Below are 18,042 nucleotides of genomic sequence, written 5' to 3'. Positions count from 1 at the left end.
GCGGAGGCTCGCGCAGGCCCCTGTTGCCTAAAGGTTCTTTATCTGTTCTTAGGAGTCAGTCTATGGACGCCCAGCCCACTTATAACGATACCGTGGTTCGCCAGTTCACCATCATGACGGTGGTGTGGGGCATCGTCGGCATGCTCGTCGGCGTGTTGATAGCCGCCCAGATGGTCTGGCCGGCCCTCAATTTCGAGACCGCCTGGCTGACCTTCGGGCGGTTGCGTCCCCTGCATACCAACGCCGTCATATTCGCCTTCGGGGGCTCGGTCCTCTTCGCCGCCTCTTATTACATCGTTCAGCGCACCTGTCAGGCGCCGCTGTTCGGCGGACCCCTCATCGCCTTCACCTTCTGGGGCTGGCAGCTGGTGATCGTGCTGGCGGCCATCACCCTGCCCCTGGGGTTCACTTCAAGCAAGGAGTATGCCGAACTCGAGTGGCCCATCGATATCCTCATCACCCTGGTGTGGGTGTCCTATGCCATCGTCTTTTTCGGCACCATCGTCAAGCGCCGGCAGAAGCACATCTACGTGGCCAACTGGTTCTTCGGGGCCTACATCATCACCATCGCGGTGCTGCATCTGGGCAACAGTGCGGCGCTGCCGGTGAGTCTCTTCAAGTCCTACTCGGCCTACCCGGGGGCCATCGACGCCATGGTGCAGTGGTGGTACGGTCACAACGCGGTGGGTTTCTTCCTCACCGCGGCCTTCCTCGGCATCATGTACTACGTGATCCCGAAGCAGGCCGGTCGGCCGGTATTTTCCTATCGGCTGTCGGTGGTGCACTTCTGGGCCCTGGTGTCCATCTATATGTGGGCCGGCCCCCACCATCTGCTTTACACCTCGCTGCCCAACTGGACCCAGTCCATCGGCATGGTGTTCTCCCTCATCCTCCTGGCCCCCTCCTGGGGCGGCATGATCAACGGCATCATGACCCTGTCCGGGGCCTGGCATAAGCTGCGCACCGACCCGGTGCTGCGCTTTCTCATCGTGTCCCTGTCCTTCTATGGCATGTCCACCTTCGAGGGGCCCATGATGGCCGTGAAGACGGTTAACGCGCTGTCGCACTACACCGACTGGACCATCGGCCACGTGCACTCCGGGGCGCTGGGTTGGGTGGGCCTCATCACCATCGGGACGGTCTATGCCCTGCTCCCGAGGCTGTTCGGCAAGCCCCAGATGTACAGCAACAAGCTGGTGGAGGCGCATTTCTGGATGGCCACCATCGGCGTCGTGCTCTACATCGCCTCGATGTGGATCGCCGGCATCATGCAGGGCCTGATGTGGCGTGCCGTGAACGACGACGGCACCCTCACCTACAGCTTCGTGCAGAGCCTGGAGGCCATGTATCCCTTCTACACCGTGCGCCTGCTCGGTGGCGCCCTGTACCTGGCGGGCATGTTCGTCATGGCCTACAACGTCTGGAAGACCGTGGCCGGGGTGAAGCCCTCGCCGGTACCGGTCCCTCAGGCCGCCTGATCATCTATCGAGGAGAATCGCCATGACCCATGAAGTCGTCGAAAAGAATGTCGGCCTGCTCATCGTGCTGACCCTCCTGGTGATCAGTGTGGCCGGTCTGGTGCAGATCGTCCCCCTGTACTTCGTCCATGCGGTGCAGGAGGAGCATGGCTCCGCCACCCAGCCCATACCGGGGCTGAAGCCCTTCACGGCATTGCAACTGGAGGGCCGGGACATCTACATCCGGGAGGGTTGCAGCAACTGCCATTCCCAGCAGATCCGGCCCTTCCGTGCGGAGACCGAGCGCTATGGCCATTACTCGGTGATCGGCGAATCCGCTTGGAACCACCCCTTCCTATGGGGTTCCAAGCGCACCGGGCCGGACCTGGCCCGCGTGGGGGGGCGTTACAGCGACGACTGGCATCGGGTCCATCTCAACAATCCGCGAGACGTGGTGCCGGAATCCAACATGCCGGCCTACCCGTGGCTGGCCGAGAACGGCATCGATGAAACGGCCACCGCCCGCAAACTGAAAGCCATGCGGACCCTGGGAGTGCCCTACGGTGACGAGGACATCGCGGGAGCGGCGGACGCCGTCAAGGGCAAGACGGAGATGGATGCCGTGGTGGCCTATCTGCAGGTCCTGGGCACCTACCTCGACAAGTAAGGCCATCCCATGGATATCCCATCATTGTGGGGAGTCATCACGCTCCTGCTGACCGTGGCCTTCGTGATCTTCGTGATCTGGGCCTGGAGCGGTAAACGCAAGAAGGGGTTCGAGGAGGCCGCCAACCTGCCGTTTGCCGATGAGGCAGAACAGCGTAACGATGAAACGCGCCCGGAAAATAAGGAGACGAAGCCATGAGTGACGGCCTGAGTTGGTACATCGCCATCGTGACCACCATCAATATCCTGGCCATGGTGTGGCTGATCTGGTGGAGCGCCAAGGGAACCTACGAGCAGGCCGGTGACGACACCGGTCATGTGTGGGACGAGGATCTGAAGGAGAACAATAATCCCCTGCCGCGCTGGTGGCTGTGGCTGTTCTACGGCACCATCATCTTCGCCTTCATCTACTTCGCCCTCTACGGCGGCCTGGGCAAGATCCAGGGTGTGCTGGACTGGAGCCAGGAGGATCAGTGGGAGCAAGAGGTAGCCCAGGCGCAAGAGAAATACGGCCCCATCTTCGCCCACTACGCGGGCATGGATCTTGAGGCCCTGGCCCAGGATCAGGGAGGACGGGAGATCGGTCAGCGCCTGTATCTCAACAACTGCGCCGTCTGCCATGGCTCGGATGCCCGCGGTGCTCGGGGCTTCCCCAATCTCGCCGACGATGCATGGCTCTATGGCAGCGCGCCGGAGAACGTGAAGCAGTCCATTCTCAACGGCCGCAACGGCGTGATGCCCGCCGGCATGGTCACTGGCGAGGGTGTGGACCAGGTGGTGGCCTACGTGCAGAGCCTGAGCGGCCGCGACACCGGCGCATCGGAGCAGACGTTGGCCCAGGGTAAGGCCAAGTTCGCGGCCTGCGCCGGCTGTCATGGGCCGGAGGGCAAGGGCAATACCGCCCTCGGCGCCCCCGACCTGACGGACGACGTGTGGCTCTATGGTGGCTCGCCGGGCGCCATCCGCAAGTCCATCGTCGAGGGCCGCAACGGTGTCATGCCGGCCTTCAACGGGACCCTCGGGGAAGACAAGGTCCACGTGGTCGCGGGCTATATCCTGGGGCTGTCCCGCAAGTAGTAACAGGCGGTCCGGCGGGTCGTAGCCGTGGGGTGGGTCCACGGTGCGGCCCCGCCCCGCATCGTCCTCATGCCGATTGCCGGAGAATGAAATGAAAGTTCTAGAATTGCTGCTGGGAAGCTTCATCGGCCAGATTTCCCTGTTCGTCATCCTGTTCATGTTGGGCATGGCGGCCTGGTTCATCATCTTCTTTCTCAAGAAGTCTAAATAGATGGCAGAGAAGGACACCCCCAGCAGCAAGCCCATCCCCAGGATCCAGATGTTCATCGCCGTGCTGTGGCCCGGCTTTTTGGTGGCCGGGGTGGCGACGGTGCTGGTATTCACCCTCATCGACCCGGTGGAAGTCATGGAATGCATGGGCTGGAGCGGCCTGGATCGCCTCGGCCTCTACTCCATCGGCTTCTTCTTCTTCTGGGTCATCTCTTCCGGGTCGAGTGCGGCCACCTGTTATTTTCAGAAACCCTGTGCCAAGGTGAACCGACAGCCGGCCACGCGGTCTTAATCAGGCAATCATGTCCTCCAAAGATCCACGGTCCAGTCTTCAGGCCGTAGACGACTCGGCCGACGCCGCCACCCAGGTCTTCTATCAAAAGCGCGAGAAGATCTACGTCCGAGAGGTCCACGGTCTCTTCGCCCTGCTGCGGGTCACCGCGGTCGTGGTGCTGCTCGGCCTGTATTACGGTCTGCCGTGGCTACAGTGGGACGGCAGGCAGGCGTTGTTGTTCGACCTCCCGGCGCGCAAGTTCTACATCTTCGACCTCGTGCTGTGGCCCCAGGACTTTTTCTATCTCGCCGTGTTGTTGATGATCGCGGCCCTGTCTCTGTTCTTCTTTACCGCCCTGGCGGGCCGCCTGTGGTGCGGCTATGCCTGTCCCCAGACGGTGTGGACCGAGATCTTCATGTGGATCGAGCGCAAGATCGAAGGCGATCGTCCCAGGCAGATGAAGCTCGACAAGCTGCCCTGGAACCGCGAGAAGATCCTCAAGAAGGGCGGTAAGCACTTGGCCTGGCTGGCCCTGGCGGGGTGGACCGGTTTCACCTTCGTGGGCTATTTCACGCCCATCCTCGAACTGGGGAACCGCCTGCTCAGTTTCGACCTGGGGCCGTGGGAGACCTTCTGGGTCATCTTCTACGGCTTCGCCACCTACGGCAATGCCGGCTGGATGCGGGAGCAGGTGTGTCTCTACATGTGCCCCTATGCGCGCTTCCAGAGCGCCATGTTCGATGACAATACCCTGGTCATCTCCTATGACGAGAACCGGGGCGAGCCCCGGGGTTCGCGCAAGAAAGGCGCCGACCATCAAGCCTTGGGGCTGGGGGACTGCATCGATTGCACCATGTGCGTCCAGGTGTGTCCCACAGGCATCGACATCCGCGACGGGCTGCAGTACGAGTGCATCGGCTGCGCTGCGTGTATCGACGTGTGCGATGACGTCATGGACAAGATGGGCTATCCCAAGGGACTCATCCGATACACCACGGAAAACGCCCTGCAGGGGGAGTCCACCCGGATGCTGCGCCCGCGGGTGCTCATCTACGCCGCCCTGCTCCTGATCGTCACTGGGGCGCTGGTCTACAGCATCAGCCAGCGTACACCCCTGGAACTGGATATCATCCGCGACCGCAGTGGGCTCTATCGTGAGACATCCCAGGGACTGGTGGAGAATGTCTATACCCTCAAGATCGTCAACATGGACGAGGAGCCCCACGTCTATCGCCTGTCGGTGGAGGGTATCGAGGGCTTGGAGGTCAATAACGTGGAAAGAGACATCCGGGTTCCCGGGGGCGAGGTCTACAATCTGCCCATGAGTCTGGCGGTCGATCCGGTGGTCCTGGATCAGGCCTCGAACAGCGTCTATTTCACCCTGCAGGCGGTGGACGAGCCGTCCATCGTGGTGGTGCAGAAAGGACGCTTCATGGGACCGGTGGGACCATGAGCTTCCAGCGTCCCCGTCGTGGCTGGAGCCCTCTGCCGGATGTCATGGATGATCGCCCCTGGTATAGACACATATGGCCGTGGGTCCTCATTGCCCTGCCCCTGGCCTCCGTGGTAGCCAGTTTCACGACCCTCTATATCGCCATGCAGGATCCGGACGGGCTGGTGAAAGACGACTTCTATGACACCGGCGTGGCCATCCAGGCGCGCACGGACCGCATGGTGGCGGCCCGCCAGATGGGGTTGGCGGGCGAGTTGGTGTTGGCGCCCGGCGGCGGCGAAGTGGATTTCGAGTTTGCGGGCAACGTGCCCGCCGATGCGCCGGAACTCACCCTCGCCCTGCGCCACGCCACCCGCGCCCAGTTCGATGTCGATCTCACCCTCACGGCGGTGGACGATGGCTACACGGGCGAACTCCAGGCACCCCTGGCGCCGGGCAACTGGAACATCAGCCTCGATCCGCCGGACAAGGCCTGGCGGATCCGCGGCCGCGGCTTCGTATCCCAGGATCCCCGCTCTGACGTCACGGTGGAACTCACCCCCTGACGGAGCGTTTCCCTCTCCCGGAAAGCACCGCCCCGATCGGGCCTTATTTCTAAGGCCCCGCGGGCAGATCCTGGCGTCGCCGTAACCAGTCGAAGTCCCGGGGATGCACGTACTGAATGATCACGTTGCCCTCCGGCTCCACCAGCACGTCCGTGCCCAGGGCCGGGTAGAGCAGATGGCGCGAGTCGTCCGCGGCGGTAACCCGCTCGGCGGGTTCACCGAAGCGTGCCGCCAGGGTCTCCTCCGTCACCGTCGCCTGGGGTGCGAAGCTCACCACGCGGATGGTTTCATCCAGCAGCACGTCGCCGAAGGCGGCGTCCAGTTCGTGGCGCCGGCCGCCGCTGGGCTGAGGCATGTGGTTGGGACTGGCCTGCTTCAGGGCCTCGAGAGTGCCTGGTTCAAGGTCCAGGGACAGGAACAGCCGGCCCGCGATTGCGGCCACCCGCACCGAACCGTAATGGGCCTCGACGGTGAGTTCGCCGTCCCTGGACTCGAACAGGGCGGCCTCGACACGGCGCCCGAAGCGGGCCAGGGCCTCCCCCATGGTGCTCTCGCCCGGGCGCAGGCCCAGGGCCTCGATGCCCCCGTCGGCCAGTCGTTCCACCTCCCAGGGCGGTGCCTCCTCAGGACCGCCGCCGCAGCCGGCCAGCAGGCACGCGCCCAGGATGTATGGAAGGTGCATGGCGCGTGTCATGATGGTTCTCCCACCTGCAGCCAGAAGGTCACCGGGCCGTCGTTCACCAGCCCGACCCGCATGTCTGCACCGAAGCGGCCGCTGGCGGGAGCCACGCCCAGGTCCCTGCAGGCGGCGCAGAAACCCTGGAACAGGCGCTCGCCCGCGGCGGGAGATGCGGCCGGCGTGAAGCTGGGCCGCATGCCCTTGCGGGTGTCGGCGGCCAGCGTGAACTGGGGCACCGCGAGCAGTTGTCCGCCCGCGTCGTCGAGGCCCAGGTTCATACGCCCCGCGGCGTCGGGGAATATCCGGTAGCCGGTTACCCGTTCCGCCAGGCGCCGTGCCGTCTTGTCGGTGTCCTGGCGTTCCACGCCGATGAAGGCGAGCAGCCCGCCGCCGATGGCGGCGATGCGTGTCCCCTCCACCTCGACATAGGCGGATTCCACCCGTTGCAGCAATGCCACCACGATCTAGCCCCGGGCGGCGCGCTTGCGCTCGTGTTCCTTGAGGTGCTTCTTGCGCAGGCGGATGGCCTTCGGCGTCACCTCCACCAGCTCATCGTCGTCGATGAACTCGAGGGCCTGTTCCAGGGTCATTTTGAAGGCCGGCGTCAACAGGATGTTCTCGTCGGTGCCCGCGGCGCGGATATTAGTGAGCTGCTTGGCCTTGAGAGGATTGACGGTGAGGTCGTTCTCCCGCTTGTGCTGGCCCACGATCATGCCCTCGTAGACCTCGTCCCCCGGGGCCGCGAACAGCCGCCCCCGCTCCTGGAGATTGAACAGGGCATAACCCAGGGCCCTGCCGTTGCCGTTGGCGATGAGTACGCCGTTGGAGCGCCGCCCGAATTCCCCCGCCTTGGCGGGGCCGTAGTGGTCGAAGACGCTGTAGAGCAGGCCGGTGCCCGAGGTCGCGGACAGGAACTCGGTGCGGAAGCCGATGAGGCCGCGGGCCGGGATGATGAAGTCCAGGCGCACGCGGCCGCGGCCGTCGGGCACCATGTCCTTCAGATCCGCGCCCCGGGACCCCAGGTGCTCCATGACCGCGCCCTGGTGCTGATCCTCCACGTCCACCGTGACCTGCTCGTAGGGCTCGTGGGCCATGCCATCCACCTCCCGCAGGATCACCTCCGGCCGGGATACCCCCAACTCGTAGCCCTCGCGGCGCATGTTTTCGATCAGGATCCCGAGGTGCAGCTCGCCCCGGCCCGATACCCGGAAGCGGTCCGGGTCCTCCGTATCCTCCACCCGCAGGGCGACGTTGTGCAGCAGCTCCCGGGACAGCCGTTCCCGCACCTGGCGGGAGGTGACATATTTGCCCTCGCGGCCGGCGAAGGGGGAGTCGTTGACCTGGAAGGTCATGCTCACGGTGGGCTCGTCCACCGTCAGGGGCGGCAGTGCCTCCTCGTGGCCCGGTTCGCACAGAGTGTCGGAGATATGCAGGTCCTCAATGCCGGCGAAGGCGATAATGTCTCCCGCCGCCGCCTCCTGGACCTCGACGCGCTCCAGGCCCTTGAAGCCGTAGATCTTCGACACCCGGCCGTTGTGGCGGCTGCCGTCGCGGCGCAGCACGGCCACCGGAGCGTTGCGCACCAGCCGGCCGCGGGCGATACGGGCGATGCCGATGACGCCCACGTAACTGTTGTAATCGAGAGAGCTGACCTGGAACTGCAACGTCCCCTCCAGGGATACCGGAGGCGTGGGCACCTGGTCCACGATGACCTCGAAAAGGGGCGCCATGTCACCCTCGCGGACGCTGGGATCCACGCCGGCATAGCCTTGGAGCGCGGAACAATAGACGACCGAGAAGTCGAGCTGCTGGTCGTCGGCGCCCAGGCGGTCGAAGAGGTCGAAGGTCTGATCCAGCACCCAATCGGGGCGGGCGCTGGGGCGGTCCACCTTGTTGATGACCACGATGGGGCGGAAGCCTTTCTCCAGGGCCTTCTGGGTGACGAAACGGGTCTGGGGCATAGGGCCATCCACGGCGTCCACCAGCAGCAAGACCGAATCCACCATGGAAAGGACCCGCTCCACCTCGCCGCCGAAATCGGCGTGGCCGGGGGTGTCTACGATATTGATGCGGAACTCGCCCCAGGTGACGGCGGTGTTCTTGGACAGGATGGTGATCCCGCGCTCCCGCTCGAGGTCATTGGAGTCCATCACCCGCTCCACCTGTTCCCCCCGCTCGCTGAGGGAACCCGACTGCCTGAGCAGCTGGTCTACGAGGGTGGTTTTGCCATGGTCCACGTGGGCGATGATGGCGACGTTGCGAAGATTGGCTGGCATGTCTTGGGGGTCCTTGGATAAGCGCGGGATTATAGACCTTTTTGAAGCACGAAGAGTGAAAGGGAATAGGGAATAGTGAATGGTGAATGGTCCGCCATTCGCCTGCCGCGTGATACCCTTCCGACCCGGACGGTGGAACCGCGGTGCTTGTTCCTCCCTACCCACCTCCCTGGCCTTTTCTTCGTTTCGCGCCTTTCGCGTCTTTCGTAGTTACGCATTTGACGGCCTGGCTCAGCCCACCCGCCGTGGCGGGCGAACCACGGCGCGGGTTCCACCCAACCCACCTCTCGGACATTTCTCCTTTTCGTGTTGTTTCGCCTGTTTCGTGGTTACCGCCTTTCGCCGTTTGGCCTCGGCACCCCAGTTCCTTACACTCGTTCCATGGTCGACTTCACCACGCCCCCCAAGTCCGTCCTCAGGCCCGTGGGCCGGGTCATCGCCCGCTATGGCATGATCCGCCACGGCGACCGGGTGATGCTCGGCCTTTCCGGCGGCAAGGATTCCCTGTCTCTGCTCCAGGTGCTGGGTCATCTGCGGCGCCATGCCCCCGTCTCCTTTGACCTAGCCGCCATCACCGTGGACCCGCAGATCGAGGGCTTCGACCCCTCGGTACTCGCACCCTATCTGCGGGACCTCGGTGTCCCTTATTACTACGAGCGGGAGGACCTCGAGGGATTGGCGGGCCGCAGCATGAAAAAGGATTCCTTCTGCAGTTTCTGCGCACGCATCAAGCGCGGCATCATGTACCGGGTGATGCGTGACGAGGGTTACGGGGTGCTGGCCCTCGGGCAGCATCTGGACGACCTGGCCGAGAGTTTCATGATGTCGGCCTTTCACGAGGGTCGCCTGAATACCATGAAGGCCCACTATCGGGTGGATGCCGGGGATATCCGGGTGGTTCGCCCCCTGGTGGCGGTGCGCGAACGCCAGCTGCGGGACTTCGCCCAGACGGCCGGTCTGCCCGTGGTGCAGGACAGTTGTCCGGCCTGTTTCACCAAACCTACCCAGCGGGCCCATATGAAAGGGCTGCTGGCGGCGGAGGAGACTCGCAATCCGCACCTGTTCAAGACCCTGTTGCGCGCCATGGAGCCCCTGATAGCGAGGGACGGTGGCCCCATGTAACCCCTCCAGAGTCGGATTGACCGGTCATCGACGCGGAGATATGGTCCCGTCATGATGAAACATGGATCATGGTTTTAAGCGCTTCAACCACCAAAGACGCGAAAGGACGCGAAACATCTGCGAGCGCGTAGGTTGGGGTGAGGAACGAACCCCAACATGACCATGAAGCTGGCGAATACCCGTTGGGGTTCGTAAGCTCACCCCGACAGGCTACCGTGAGAAGCATGGCCACGAAAGACGCGAAAGGACGCGAAAGGACGCGAAAGGACGCGAAAGATCGGCGAGATGGTTTGGGGGCGGGATGGTTGAAGAATGAACCAAACGGGGGTATCAGCCGTTGTGATATCTCCGCACCCCGAAGATCGTGTCGGAACAGCTATTCAGCAAATGGACCATGGGAGACAGGCAGATGAAAATCAGGATTGTGGTATTGGTGGCCTCCGTGCTCTGCGGGGCTTCTGTGTATGCGGGGGCCGATACCGAGGCCCTGTCGGCGGATGCGCGGGGCATCGTCAAGGGCTTCTTTACCACCCTCAAGGGCGAATTGCAGGCGGGCATGAAGTCCGGCGGGCCGGTCCACGCATTGGATGTCTGCAACGTCCAGGCCCCTGCCATCGCGACGGATGCGTCGAAGATCAGCGGCTGGGAGGTGGGGCGCACCAGCCTCAGGCTGCGCAATGCCGACAATGCGCCCGATGCCTGGGAACGCAAGGTGCTTAAATGGTTCGAGGCCCGCAGGGAGGAAGGCCAGGATCCCGCGACCATGGAGTACGCCGAGTTGCGAGACACTGCGGACGGCCAGGTATTCCGCTACATGAAGGCCATCCCCCAGGGCGAGGTGTGCATGGTATGCCACGGCGGTGAATCGGTACCCCCGGAGGTGGAGGCGAAGATCGCGGAACTCTATCCTCAGGATGAGGCCCGGGGTTTCGCGCCAGGCGACATCCGTGGCGCCTTCACCCTGTCCAGGCGGATGGCAAGATAACTCTCATGGCGATACGCGCCGCCCAAGATGATGAAAGAGGAGCGCGTATCGCCATGTTCGTACCCTCACCCCATCCCTGTACTCCGGGCATCCTGCCCTTCGCCCTGCGGGCCGCGCCGAGGCGCGTTCAAATCCGTTCCCGACGGATTTGTCCCAGAGGGAGAGGGGGAGTTCGTGCTTCGCGACTTTCACATTAATGTTCCGGTAGACCCGGGCCTTGCGCGGCGGCGGCATGGACCTCTTCCGCATGCTCAAGGGCCGGCGCAGAAGCTTACATCGAGTTTGCCGGAACTCAGGAAGGCTGGATTTCCTGTAGGTGGCGGCCCACCGCGAGCCATGATCCCACGAGGCCGAGGGTGGCGCCCGCCGCGGTCACCAGCAGGCCGTCCGTGAGGGTGACGGTGAGCAGCCGGAAATCGCTGTAATACAGGGCCGCGAGGCGGTTGACCGGGCCGCTCAGGAGCTCGAGGGCGATGGCCACCAGCAGCCAGGCCAGCAGGGCCCCCAGGATGCCGAACCACAGTCCGGTATAGAGGAAGGGGCGGCGCACGAAGGCATCCGTGGCACCCACCAGTTTCGCGACCTCGATCTCCTGGCGCCGGGTGTTGATGGTGAGGCGGATGGTATTGCCCACGATGAGCAACACCGCAGCCCCCAGCAGGGCGGTGATGATGGCTACGCCGCGTTCGAACAGGGCGGTGAGGCCGTCCAGGCGCCGCACCCACTCCTGGTCGAACTGGGCCAGCTCCACTTCGGCGGTGGCGGCGAACTCGGCGACCAGGTCGCGCACCGCCTCGACCCCCGCGCGTTCCGCCACCGGTATCACCACCACCACCGCCGGCAGGGGGTTATGGTCCATCACCTCCAGCACGTCCGTCAGCCCCGACATCTCCTGGTACTCGGCCAGGGCCGCGTCCGGCGAGATATAGCGTACGGCGGCCAGGTCGTCGCGCGCCGCGAGTTCCGCGGCGAAGGCGCGGCCACGGGCCACGTCCACCTCCCGGTGGAGGAAAAGGGATATCTGGGCGCTGCCCTCGAGGCCCCGGCGCACCGCTTCGCCGTTCTCCAGCAGCTTGTAGAGGGCCGACGGCAGGGCCAGGGCGATCCCCACCACGGCGGCCGTCATGAGGGTATTCGAGGGGCTGCGGGAGAGACTTCCGAGGGTGGAGATGAGGACTTGAAGGTGCCGTAACAGCCAGCCCGTGACGGGATCCGTCAGGCGTCGACCGCCACCCCGGGAGCCACTGGAAAATTGGACCGTGCGCAGACTCATGACGCGCCCTGCGTCGCCAGGCGCCCGTCCCGCAGGCGGATCTCCCGGTGGCCCATGCGCCGGATCAGATCCACGTCGTGGGTCGCGATGAGCACCGTGACCCCCACCTGATTGAAGCGCTCGAACAGGCTCATGATCTCCTGGGACAGCTCAGGGTCCAGGTTGCCTGTCGGCTCGTCCGCCAGCAGCAGGGGGGGCTTGTTCACCACCGCGCGTGCAATACCCACACGCTGTTGTTCGCCCCCCGACAGGGTCACGGGAAAGAGCCGCTCCTTGCCCAGCAGGCCCACCTGGTCGAGGGCCGCCCGCACCCGGCGCTCGATGTCGCCGCGGCGGTGACCCGCCACCACCAGGGGCAGGGCCACGTTGTCGAATACCGTGCGGTCCAGCAGCAAGCGGTGGTCCTGGAAGATGATGCCGAGATTGCGGCGGTAGTAGGCCACGCGGCGGCCCTGGATGCGCTGGAGGTTCTGGCCCCCCACCATCACCTGGCCGCGGGTATGGCGTTCGATGAGACCGATGAGGCGCAGCAGGGTGCTCTTGCCGGCCCCGGAAGGGCCGGTGAGAAAGGCCATCTCGCCCCGGGCCATGTGGAAACTCACCGCGGCGAGGCCGTCGTGGCCGGTGGCATAGCGCTTGGCGACCTGTTCGAAGCGGATCATGGGCACGGCCCGCCGTGGGTTCCGATCACTCCCGGGCGAACAGGGCGTCGATGAATTCCGCGCCCTTGAAGGGCCGCATGTCCTCGATGCCCTCGCCCACGCCGATGTAGCGCAGGGGCAGGCCCAACTCCTTGGCCAGGGCGAAGACGATGCCCCCCTTGGCGGTGCCGTCGAGTTTGGTGAGCACGATGCCCGTGACCCCGACGGCCTGGTGGAACTGGCGGGCCTGGGCGAGGGCGTTCTGGCCGGCGGTGGCATCCAGCACCAGCAGCACTTCGTGGGGGGCCTCGGGGTCTATCTTGCCCAGCACCCGTTTCACTTTCTTGAGTTCTTCCATGAGGTTGTCCTGAGTATGGAGGCGCCCGGCGGTGTCCGCGATGAGGACGTCGATGCCTCGCGCGGTGGCCCGGTCCAGGGCGTCGTAGATCACCGAGGCCGCGTCCGCCCCGGTCTGCTGGGCCACTACGGGCACATCGTTGCGCTCGCCCCAGGCCTGGAGCTGCTCCACGGCCGCAGCCCTGAAGGTGTCTCCCGCTGCCAGCATCACCGACAGGTCCAGGCTCTGGAAGCGTTTGGCCAGCTTGCCGATGGTGGTGGTCTTGCCGGCGCCGTTGACCCCCACCATGAGCACCACAAAGGGGCGGGTGCGTTGGCTGGACAGGGCGATGGGCTTGGTGACAGGGTTGAGAATGCGCAGCATGTCCTGGCGCAGGGTCTCATAGAGGACATCGGCGTCCTTCAGCTCTTTCCTGGCCACCCGCCTGGACAGGTTGTCCACCAGGGCGCGGGTGGCCTCCACGCCGACATCGGAGGTGAGCAGCAGGGTCTCGAGTTCTTCCAGCAGGTCGTCATCGACGGCGCGGTTGCCCCGCACCAGGGTTGCCAGGCCTTCGGTCAGGTTGCCGCGGGTGCGGCTGAGGCCCTTTTTCAGGCGCGAAAACAGGCCTTCCCGTTTCTCGGCGGGTGCGTCCCCGTCCTGTGAGCGCTTATCGCTGCGGAACATATGCTTATCCGGAGGGTCTTTTTCTGGCGAGCGCGCGTATCCTACCATCTTTAATGTGAGCCCATGCCGCCGCCCTGCCACGATCCCAGGCCCCCGGTGGGGCGTCTTCGATGCGCGGGATTATATTTCACAACCCTCGGAGCCCTGAACCATTATGAGTTTAGTTCGACCTTTGGCGCAGCTGCTGGTGGCCGTGATGGTGGCTTTGCCATGGCACACCATCGCGGCCGCCCCCGTCAGCGAGTTCATGCTGGACAACGGCCTCAAGGTGCTGGTGAAGGAGGATCACCGGGCCCCGGTGGCGGTATCCCAGCTGTGGTACAAGGTGGGGTCGAGCTACGAACACGACGGCATAACGGGCCTGTCCCACATGCTCGAACACATGATGTTCAAGGGCACCGAGCGCCACGGCCCGGGGGAGTTCTCGCGCCTTCTCGCCGCGGCGGGCGCCAGCGACAATGCCTTCACCGGGCGGGATTACACCGCCTACTATCAACATCTCGGTGTCGATAAGCTGGAACTGGCCTTGCGCCTGGAGGCGGATCGCATGACGAACCTGCTGCTGGACCGCGAGGAGTTCCTCAAGGAGCGTGACGTGGTGGCGGAGGAGCGGCGGCTGCGCACCGAGGACCGTCCGAACTCCCGGGTCTACGAGCAGTTCATGGCGGCGGCCTACCTGGCCGGCCCCTACGGTCAACCGGTGATCGGCTGGATGAACGACATCGAGAACTACACCATCGAGGACCTCGAGGCCTGGTACGGGCGCTGGTACGCGCCGGACAATGCCGTGCTGGTGGTGGCGGGAGACGTGGAGCCGGCGGCGGTGCGGGCCTTGGCCGAGGAGCATTTCGGTGCCATCCCGGCGGCCGGGACCCCACCCCCCAAGCCCCGGCAGGAGCCGCCCCAGACCGGCATCCGGCGCATCGAGCTGAGCATCCCGGCGCGCCTGCCCTATCTGGTGATGGGCTACAAGGCACCCAACATCCAGACGGCCGGTGAGGAGTGGGAGCCCTACGCCCTCACCGTGCTGGCGGCCATCCTCGATGGCGGGTCCAGCGCGCGCCTGCAGCGGGAGCTGGTGCGCGGTGCCGAGGTGGCCGCCAGCGCCTCGGCGGACTATTCCCTCTATCAGCGCCTGCCCGGCCTGTTCACCCTGAGTGGCATACCCGCCGACGACACGCCCGTCGCGGCTCTGGAGGCCGCCCTCGGCGAGGTGGTAGAGCGCTTGCGTCAGGAGCTCGTCAGCGCCGCGGAACTGGAGCGGGTCAAGACCCAAGTGGTGGCGGAGGATGTGTTCCAGCGGGATTCCGTCTTCTACCAGGCCCTGCGTCTCGGCATGCTGGAGACCATCGGATTGGACTGGCGCCTCGATGAGGCCTTCGTGGCGGCGATACGGGCGGTGACCGCCGAGCAGGTGCGTACCGTGGCCCGGCGTTACCTGGGGCCGGATACCCTGACGGTGGCCGTCCTGGATCCGCAACCCATGGAGGCGCCGGTGGCCCGGCCCCGAGCCCCGGGAGGAAACACCCGTGTCCATTAAACCCGTACTGGCCGTGATGCTCATGATGGCGGTCGTCCTGCCGGCCCGGGCCCTGCCCGCCATCGAATCCTGGACCAGCGCCGATGGCGCACGGGTGCTGTACGTCCATGCCCCCGAGATCCCCATGGTGGACGTGGAGCTGGTATTCGACGCCGGCGCCGCCCGCGACGGTGACCTCGATGGCCTGGCCCGCATGGTAAACAGCCTGCTGGAGGAGGGGGCCGACGGCCTCGATGCCGATGCCATCGCCACCGGTTTCGAGGATCTGGGGGCCGTGACCGGCTTTTCCTCCCAGCGGGACATGGCCTCGGTGTCTCTGCGCAGCCTCAGCGCCGCGGACAAGCTGGCGCCGGCGTCGGCCCTGTTGGCGCGGCTGGTGGCGCGGCCGGATTTCCCCGCCACCGCCGTGGAGCGCATCCGCAATCAGCTGCAGTCCGCCCTCATGCAGACCCGCCAGTCCCCGGGTGAACTGGCGAACCGCGCCTTCTACGAGGCCCTCTATCCCGATCACCCCTACGGCGCCCATCCGGGGGGCACCGAGGCCTCCCTGGAGCGCATCACCCAGGACACCCTGAAGGCCTTTCACGACCGCTACTACGTGGCTGCCAACGCCGTGGTGGCGGTGGTGGGTGATATCGGACGGGCGGATGCCGAGACCCTGGTGGACGAGCTGCTGGCAGATCTGCCGCGGGGCGAGCGGGCGCCGCCGCCGGAGGGCCCGGGGACCACCGCCGGCGCCGCCCTGTTGGTGCCCTATCCGGCCGAGCAGGTGCACCTGCTCATGGGGCAGCGGGGCATGCGCCGCGGCGATCCCGACTATTTCCCCCTCTACCTGGGCAACCATATCCTCGGCGGCTCGGGTCTGGTATCGCGCTTGTCCAAGGCGGTGCGGGAGGAGCGCGGGTTGTCCTACAGCGTGTCCAGCCGTTTCATCCCCATGCGTGGCGAAGGCCCTTTCAAGCTGAGCCTGCAGACCAAGTCCGCCAATGCGGGCGAGGCGGTGGCGGTGGTGGGGCAGGTGCTGGAGGAGTTCGTGGCCGAGGGCCCCGCAGCGGATGAGTTGAGGGCCGCCAAGGACAACATCATCAACGGTTTTCCCCTGCGGGTGGACAGCAACGCCAAGATAGGGAGCTACCTGGTGATGATGGGCTTCTACGATCTGCCTCTCGATTATCTGAATACGTTCACCGCTCGCGTTGAAGACGTGACCGCGGCCCAGGTGCGGGATGCCTTTGCCAGGCGGGTGGACCCGCGGGCCTTCGTCAAGGTGCTGGCCGGCGACCTGGACGATGCCCAGCGCGAGGCCCTGGGCCTGGTGGTTCGCGACGTGGAATGAGGCGGCCGCGCCAGGGCCGGCAGGGACCGGCCGGACAGGTGCGCATCATCGGCGGGTGCTGGCGGGGCACGCGCCTGCCCGTGGTGGCCGGGGAGGGCCTGCGGCCGACCCCGGATCGGGTCCGCGAGACCCTCTTCAACTGGCTCGGCCCCCGGGTGGCCGGGGCCCGTTGCCTGGACCTGTTCGCCGGCAGCGGCGTGCTGGGCTTCGAGGCCCTGTCCCGGGGCGCCGCCGGGGCGGTACTGGTGGAGCGGGACCCCGGGGCCGTCGAGCGCCTGCGCCAGGGCCGGGAGCGCCTCGATGCGGCGGCCGAGGTGGTGCACGCCGATGCCCTGGCATGGCTGGCCGCCGCCGCACCGCCCTTCGACATCATCTTTCTCGATCCCCCCTACGGTGGGGGCTTGCTGGCCGCGTCGGTTAAGCTGATACATCGGCACGGCCTGGCGGCCCCCCAGGGCCGGATCTACATGGAGGACGACAGCCCGGATTTCACCGTCCCCGGGGACTGGTCCCTGATCCGCCAGGGTAACGCGGGCCAGGTTCATTTCGCCCTCGCGGCACCATCGGCATGAAGGAGGACCCCATGGGGTTGACCATCGTATATCCGGGCACCTTCGATCCCATCACCCGCGGCCACAGCGACCTGGTGGAGCGGGCATCCCGACTCTGCGGCACGGTCATCGTGGCGGTGGCCGAGGGTGCCGACAAACGTCCTTTCTTCGACATTAAGGAACGGGTGGACATGGCGCGCCAGGCCCTCGCCGGGATCCCCGACGTCGAGGTGCGTCCCTTCAACAGCCTGCTGGTGGACTTCGTGCGGGAAGTGGGGGCGACGGTGGTATTGCGGGGCCTGCGGGCGGTGTCGGATTTCGAGTACGAGTTCCAGCTCGCCAGCATGAACCGCAAGATGGCCCCCGAGGTGGAGACCATCTTCCTCACCCCGGCCGAGCAGTACACCTACATCTCCTCCAGCCTCGTGCGCCAGGTGGCGCGCTTCGGTGGCGATGTGAGCGAGTTCGTGCACGCCGGCGTGGCGGCGGCCCTGCGCGCCCGGGCCGACGAACGTCAGCCCTGAATTAGATGCATTCGTCGGAAACCGTGACCGTATCCCGCCGGTCCTTTCCCTTGGCGGGACGGGCATTCGACAATATGTCGATATCTTCCCACCCAGGCCGGGCCCAGGGCCGCCCGACCCCGAGCGCACCATCAGGAGCATGAACCATGGCTTTGATGATTACGGACGAGTGCATCAACTGCGACGTCTGTGAACCCGAATGCCCCAACGAGGCTATCTACCAGGGGGAGGAGATCTACGAGATCAACCCGGATCTCTGCACCGAATGCGTCGGTCACTTCGACACCCCCCAGTGTGTGGAGGTGTGCCCGGTGGATTGCATCCCCAAGAATCCGGATCGGGTAGAGACCGAGGACGAGCTGATGTTGAAGTACGAGCACCTCATGGCCACCAAGGCCTGAGGCGCCAA

Annotated in this window: 21 protein-coding genes; 15 read left to right on the top strand and 6 right to left on the bottom strand. The window is 65.4% G+C overall.

Going from position 1 to position 18,042, the window contains the following annotated elements:
• The first annotated feature begins 62 nt into the window (after positions 1–62).
• The 8 genes from ccoN to U5S82_08245 all read left to right on the top strand — a co-directional run bounded on the left by ccoN (position 63) and on the right by U5S82_08245 (position 5,682).
• The gene (gene ccoN, locus U5S82_08280; protein ID MDZ7751645.1) at positions 63–1,478 is read left to right on the top strand and encodes a cytochrome-c oxidase, cbb3-type subunit I; all 1,416 of its coding nucleotides are present in this window, start codon (positions 63–65) and stop codon (positions 1,476–1,478) included.
• Between the two features lie 22 nt (positions 1,479–1,500).
• Positions 1,501–2,124: a cytochrome-c oxidase, cbb3-type subunit II gene (ccoO, locus tag U5S82_08275; GenBank protein ID MDZ7751644.1), complete on the top strand. Its 624-nt coding sequence runs from the start codon at positions 1,501–1,503 to the stop codon at positions 2,122–2,124.
• Between the two features lie 9 nt (positions 2,125–2,133).
• Entirely contained in the window at positions 2,134–2,322 is a 189-nt protein-coding gene (locus tag U5S82_08270) for a cbb3-type cytochrome c oxidase subunit 3 (protein MDZ7751643.1), read from the top strand.
• Positions 2,319–3,200 (top strand): cytochrome-c oxidase, cbb3-type subunit III, encoded by an 882-nt coding sequence (ccoP, locus tag U5S82_08265; protein MDZ7751642.1) that lies wholly within the window; start codon positions 2,319–2,321, stop codon positions 3,198–3,200. Before U5S82_08270 ends, ccoP begins: the two co-directional genes overlap by 4 nt.
• 91 nt (positions 3,201–3,291) lie before the next feature.
• The gene (locus tag U5S82_08260) at positions 3,292–3,411 is read left to right on the top strand and encodes a DUF3149 domain-containing protein (GenBank protein MDZ7751641.1); all 120 of its coding nucleotides are present in this window, start codon (positions 3,292–3,294) and stop codon (positions 3,409–3,411) included.
• A complete protein-coding gene (locus tag U5S82_08255; protein ID MDZ7751640.1) occupies positions 3,412–3,702 on the top strand; it encodes a hypothetical protein in 291 nt (96 codons plus the stop codon).
• Positions 3,703–3,712: 10 nt separating this feature from the next.
• Positions 3,713–5,137, top strand: coding sequence for a cytochrome c oxidase accessory protein CcoG (gene ccoG / locus U5S82_08250; GenBank protein ID MDZ7751639.1), 1,425 nt, complete (start codon positions 3,713–3,715; stop codon positions 5,135–5,137).
• The gene (locus tag U5S82_08245; GenBank protein ID MDZ7751638.1) at positions 5,134–5,682 is read left to right on the top strand and encodes a FixH family protein; all 549 of its coding nucleotides are present in this window, start codon (positions 5,134–5,136) and stop codon (positions 5,680–5,682) included. Before ccoG ends, U5S82_08245 begins: the two co-directional genes overlap by 4 nt.
• Before the next feature lie 49 nt (positions 5,683–5,731).
• Here the strand turns inward: U5S82_08245 and U5S82_08240 are convergent, their stop codons facing one another.
• Genes U5S82_08240 through typA form a run of 3 tightly spaced genes read right to left on the bottom strand, consistent with a single transcriptional unit; the run spans position 5,732 to position 8,637 of the window.
• The gene (locus tag U5S82_08240) at positions 5,732–6,364 is read right to left on the bottom strand and encodes a hypothetical protein (GenBank protein ID MDZ7751637.1); all 633 of its coding nucleotides are present in this window, start codon (positions 6,362–6,364) and stop codon (positions 5,732–5,734) included.
• Positions 6,365–6,372: 8 nt separating this feature from the next.
• Positions 6,373–6,822 carry a D-aminoacyl-tRNA deacylase gene (gene dtd / locus U5S82_08235; protein ID MDZ7751636.1) on the bottom strand — a complete coding sequence of 150 codons (450 nt, stop codon included), beginning with the start codon at positions 6,820–6,822 and terminating at the stop codon, positions 6,373–6,375.
• 3 nt (positions 6,823–6,825) lie between these two features.
• Positions 6,826–8,637, bottom strand: a complete 1,812-nt coding sequence (gene typA / locus U5S82_08230; protein ID MDZ7751635.1) for a translational GTPase TypA — start codon at positions 8,635–8,637, stop codon at positions 6,826–6,828.
• Between the two features lie 381 nt (positions 8,638–9,018).
• On the opposite strand from typA, the gene U5S82_08225 reads away from it, so the two are divergent.
• Together U5S82_08225 and U5S82_08220 are read left to right on the top strand one after the other, a co-directional pair.
• Positions 9,019–9,759 (top strand): ATP-binding protein, encoded by a 741-nt coding sequence (locus U5S82_08225; GenBank protein ID MDZ7751634.1) that lies wholly within the window; start codon positions 9,019–9,021, stop codon positions 9,757–9,759.
• Between the two features lie 409 nt (positions 9,760–10,168).
• Positions 10,169–10,744, top strand: a complete 576-nt coding sequence (locus U5S82_08220) for a DUF3365 domain-containing protein (GenBank protein MDZ7751633.1) — start codon at positions 10,169–10,171, stop codon at positions 10,742–10,744.
• A 292-nt stretch (positions 10,745–11,036) separates the two neighbouring features.
• Here the strand turns inward: U5S82_08220 and ftsX are convergent, their stop codons facing one another.
• The 3 genes from ftsX to ftsY are packed head-to-tail and all read right to left on the bottom strand — an operon-like array spanning position 11,037 to position 13,682.
• Positions 11,037–12,017, bottom strand: a complete 981-nt coding sequence (gene ftsX / locus U5S82_08215) for a permease-like cell division protein FtsX (protein ID MDZ7751632.1) — start codon at positions 12,015–12,017, stop codon at positions 11,037–11,039.
• Positions 12,014–12,679 (bottom strand): cell division ATP-binding protein FtsE, encoded by a 666-nt coding sequence (gene ftsE / locus U5S82_08210; protein MDZ7751631.1) that lies wholly within the window; start codon positions 12,677–12,679, stop codon positions 12,014–12,016. The genes ftsX and ftsE overlap by 4 nt, the downstream gene beginning before the upstream one ends.
• 25 nt (positions 12,680–12,704) lie before the next feature.
• Positions 12,705–13,682, bottom strand: coding sequence for a signal recognition particle-docking protein FtsY (gene ftsY, locus U5S82_08205; GenBank protein ID MDZ7751630.1), 978 nt, complete (start codon positions 13,680–13,682; stop codon positions 12,705–12,707).
• Positions 13,683–13,836: 154 nt separating this feature from the next.
• Between ftsY and U5S82_08200 the strand changes: the two genes are divergently transcribed.
• The 5 genes from U5S82_08200 (at position 13,837) to U5S82_08180 (ending at position 18,034) form a co-directional block, all read left to right on the top strand.
• Positions 13,837–15,222 carry a pitrilysin family protein gene (locus U5S82_08200; protein MDZ7751629.1) on the top strand — a complete coding sequence of 462 codons (1,386 nt, stop codon included), beginning with the start codon at positions 13,837–13,839 and terminating at the stop codon, positions 15,220–15,222.
• On the top strand, positions 15,212–16,558 hold the full coding sequence (locus tag U5S82_08195; protein ID MDZ7751628.1) for a pitrilysin family protein: 1,347 nt from the start codon (positions 15,212–15,214) through the stop codon (positions 16,556–16,558). The genes U5S82_08200 and U5S82_08195 overlap by 11 nt, the downstream gene beginning before the upstream one ends.
• Positions 16,555–17,130, top strand: a complete 576-nt coding sequence (gene rsmD / locus U5S82_08190) for a 16S rRNA (guanine(966)-N(2))-methyltransferase RsmD (GenBank protein ID MDZ7751627.1) — start codon at positions 16,555–16,557, stop codon at positions 17,128–17,130. Before U5S82_08195 ends, rsmD begins: the two co-directional genes overlap by 4 nt.
• Positions 17,131–17,141: 11 nt before the next feature.
• Positions 17,142–17,633 carry a pantetheine-phosphate adenylyltransferase gene (coaD, locus tag U5S82_08185; protein ID MDZ7751626.1) on the top strand — a complete coding sequence of 164 codons (492 nt, stop codon included), beginning with the start codon at positions 17,142–17,144 and terminating at the stop codon, positions 17,631–17,633.
• A gap of 146 nt (positions 17,634–17,779) precedes the next feature.
• Entirely contained in the window at positions 17,780–18,034 is a 255-nt protein-coding gene (locus tag U5S82_08180) for a YfhL family 4Fe-4S dicluster ferredoxin (GenBank protein ID MDZ7751625.1), read from the top strand.
• Positions 18,035–18,042 lie beyond the last annotated feature (8 nt).

Source organism: Gammaproteobacteria bacterium (assembly GCA_034522055.1).
Taxonomy (GTDB): domain Bacteria; phylum Pseudomonadota; class Gammaproteobacteria; order JAABTG01; family JAABTG01; genus JAABTG01.
Note: the sequence above shows the minus strand (reverse complement) of the source record. Positions and strands in the feature narration are given on the sequence as shown.

Bases quoted from the DNA above. Each gene is read 5' to 3' on its own strand.
- ccoN (MDZ7751645.1), top strand. From the start codon at position 63: ATGGACGCCCAGCCCACTTATAACGATACCGTGGTTCGCCAGTTCACC.
- ccoO (MDZ7751644.1), top strand. From the start codon at position 1,501: ATGACCCATGAAGTCGTCGAAAAGAATGTCGGCCTGCTCATCGTGCTG.
- U5S82_08270 (MDZ7751643.1), top strand. From the start codon at position 2,134: ATGGATATCCCATCATTGTGGGGAGTCATCACGCTCCTGCTGACCGTG.
- ccoP (MDZ7751642.1), top strand. From the start codon at position 2,319: ATGAGTGACGGCCTGAGTTGGTACATCGCCATCGTGACCACCATCAAT.
- U5S82_08260 (MDZ7751641.1), top strand. From the start codon at position 3,292: ATGAAAGTTCTAGAATTGCTGCTGGGAAGCTTCATCGGCCAGATTTCC.
- U5S82_08255 (MDZ7751640.1), top strand. From the start codon at position 3,412: ATGGCAGAGAAGGACACCCCCAGCAGCAAGCCCATCCCCAGGATCCAG.
- ccoG (MDZ7751639.1), top strand. From the start codon at position 3,713: ATGTCCTCCAAAGATCCACGGTCCAGTCTTCAGGCCGTAGACGACTCG.
- U5S82_08245 (MDZ7751638.1), top strand. From the start codon at position 5,134: ATGAGCTTCCAGCGTCCCCGTCGTGGCTGGAGCCCTCTGCCGGATGTC.
- U5S82_08240 (MDZ7751637.1), bottom strand. From the start codon at position 6,364: ATGCACCTTCCATACATCCTGGGCGCGTGCCTGCTGGCCGGCTGCGGC.
- typA (MDZ7751635.1), bottom strand. From the start codon at position 8,637: ATGCCAGCCAATCTTCGCAACGTCGCCATCATCGCCCACGTGGACCAT.
- U5S82_08225 (MDZ7751634.1), top strand. From the start codon at position 9,019: ATGGTCGACTTCACCACGCCCCCCAAGTCCGTCCTCAGGCCCGTGGGC.
- U5S82_08220 (MDZ7751633.1), top strand. From the start codon at position 10,169: ATGAAAATCAGGATTGTGGTATTGGTGGCCTCCGTGCTCTGCGGGGCT.
- ftsX (MDZ7751632.1), bottom strand. From the start codon at position 12,017: ATGAGTCTGCGCACGGTCCAATTTTCCAGTGGCTCCCGGGGTGGCGGT.
- ftsE (MDZ7751631.1), bottom strand. From the start codon at position 12,679: ATGATCCGCTTCGAACAGGTCGCCAAGCGCTATGCCACCGGCCACGAC.
- ftsY (MDZ7751630.1), bottom strand. From the start codon at position 13,682: ATGTTCCGCAGCGATAAGCGCTCACAGGACGGGGACGCACCCGCCGAG.
- U5S82_08200 (MDZ7751629.1), top strand. From the start codon at position 13,837: ATGAGTTTAGTTCGACCTTTGGCGCAGCTGCTGGTGGCCGTGATGGTG.
- rsmD (MDZ7751627.1), top strand. From the start codon at position 16,555: ATGAGGCGGCCGCGCCAGGGCCGGCAGGGACCGGCCGGACAGGTGCGC.
- coaD (MDZ7751626.1), top strand. From the start codon at position 17,142: ATGGGGTTGACCATCGTATATCCGGGCACCTTCGATCCCATCACCCGC.
- U5S82_08180 (MDZ7751625.1), top strand. From the start codon at position 17,780: ATGGCTTTGATGATTACGGACGAGTGCATCAACTGCGACGTCTGTGAA.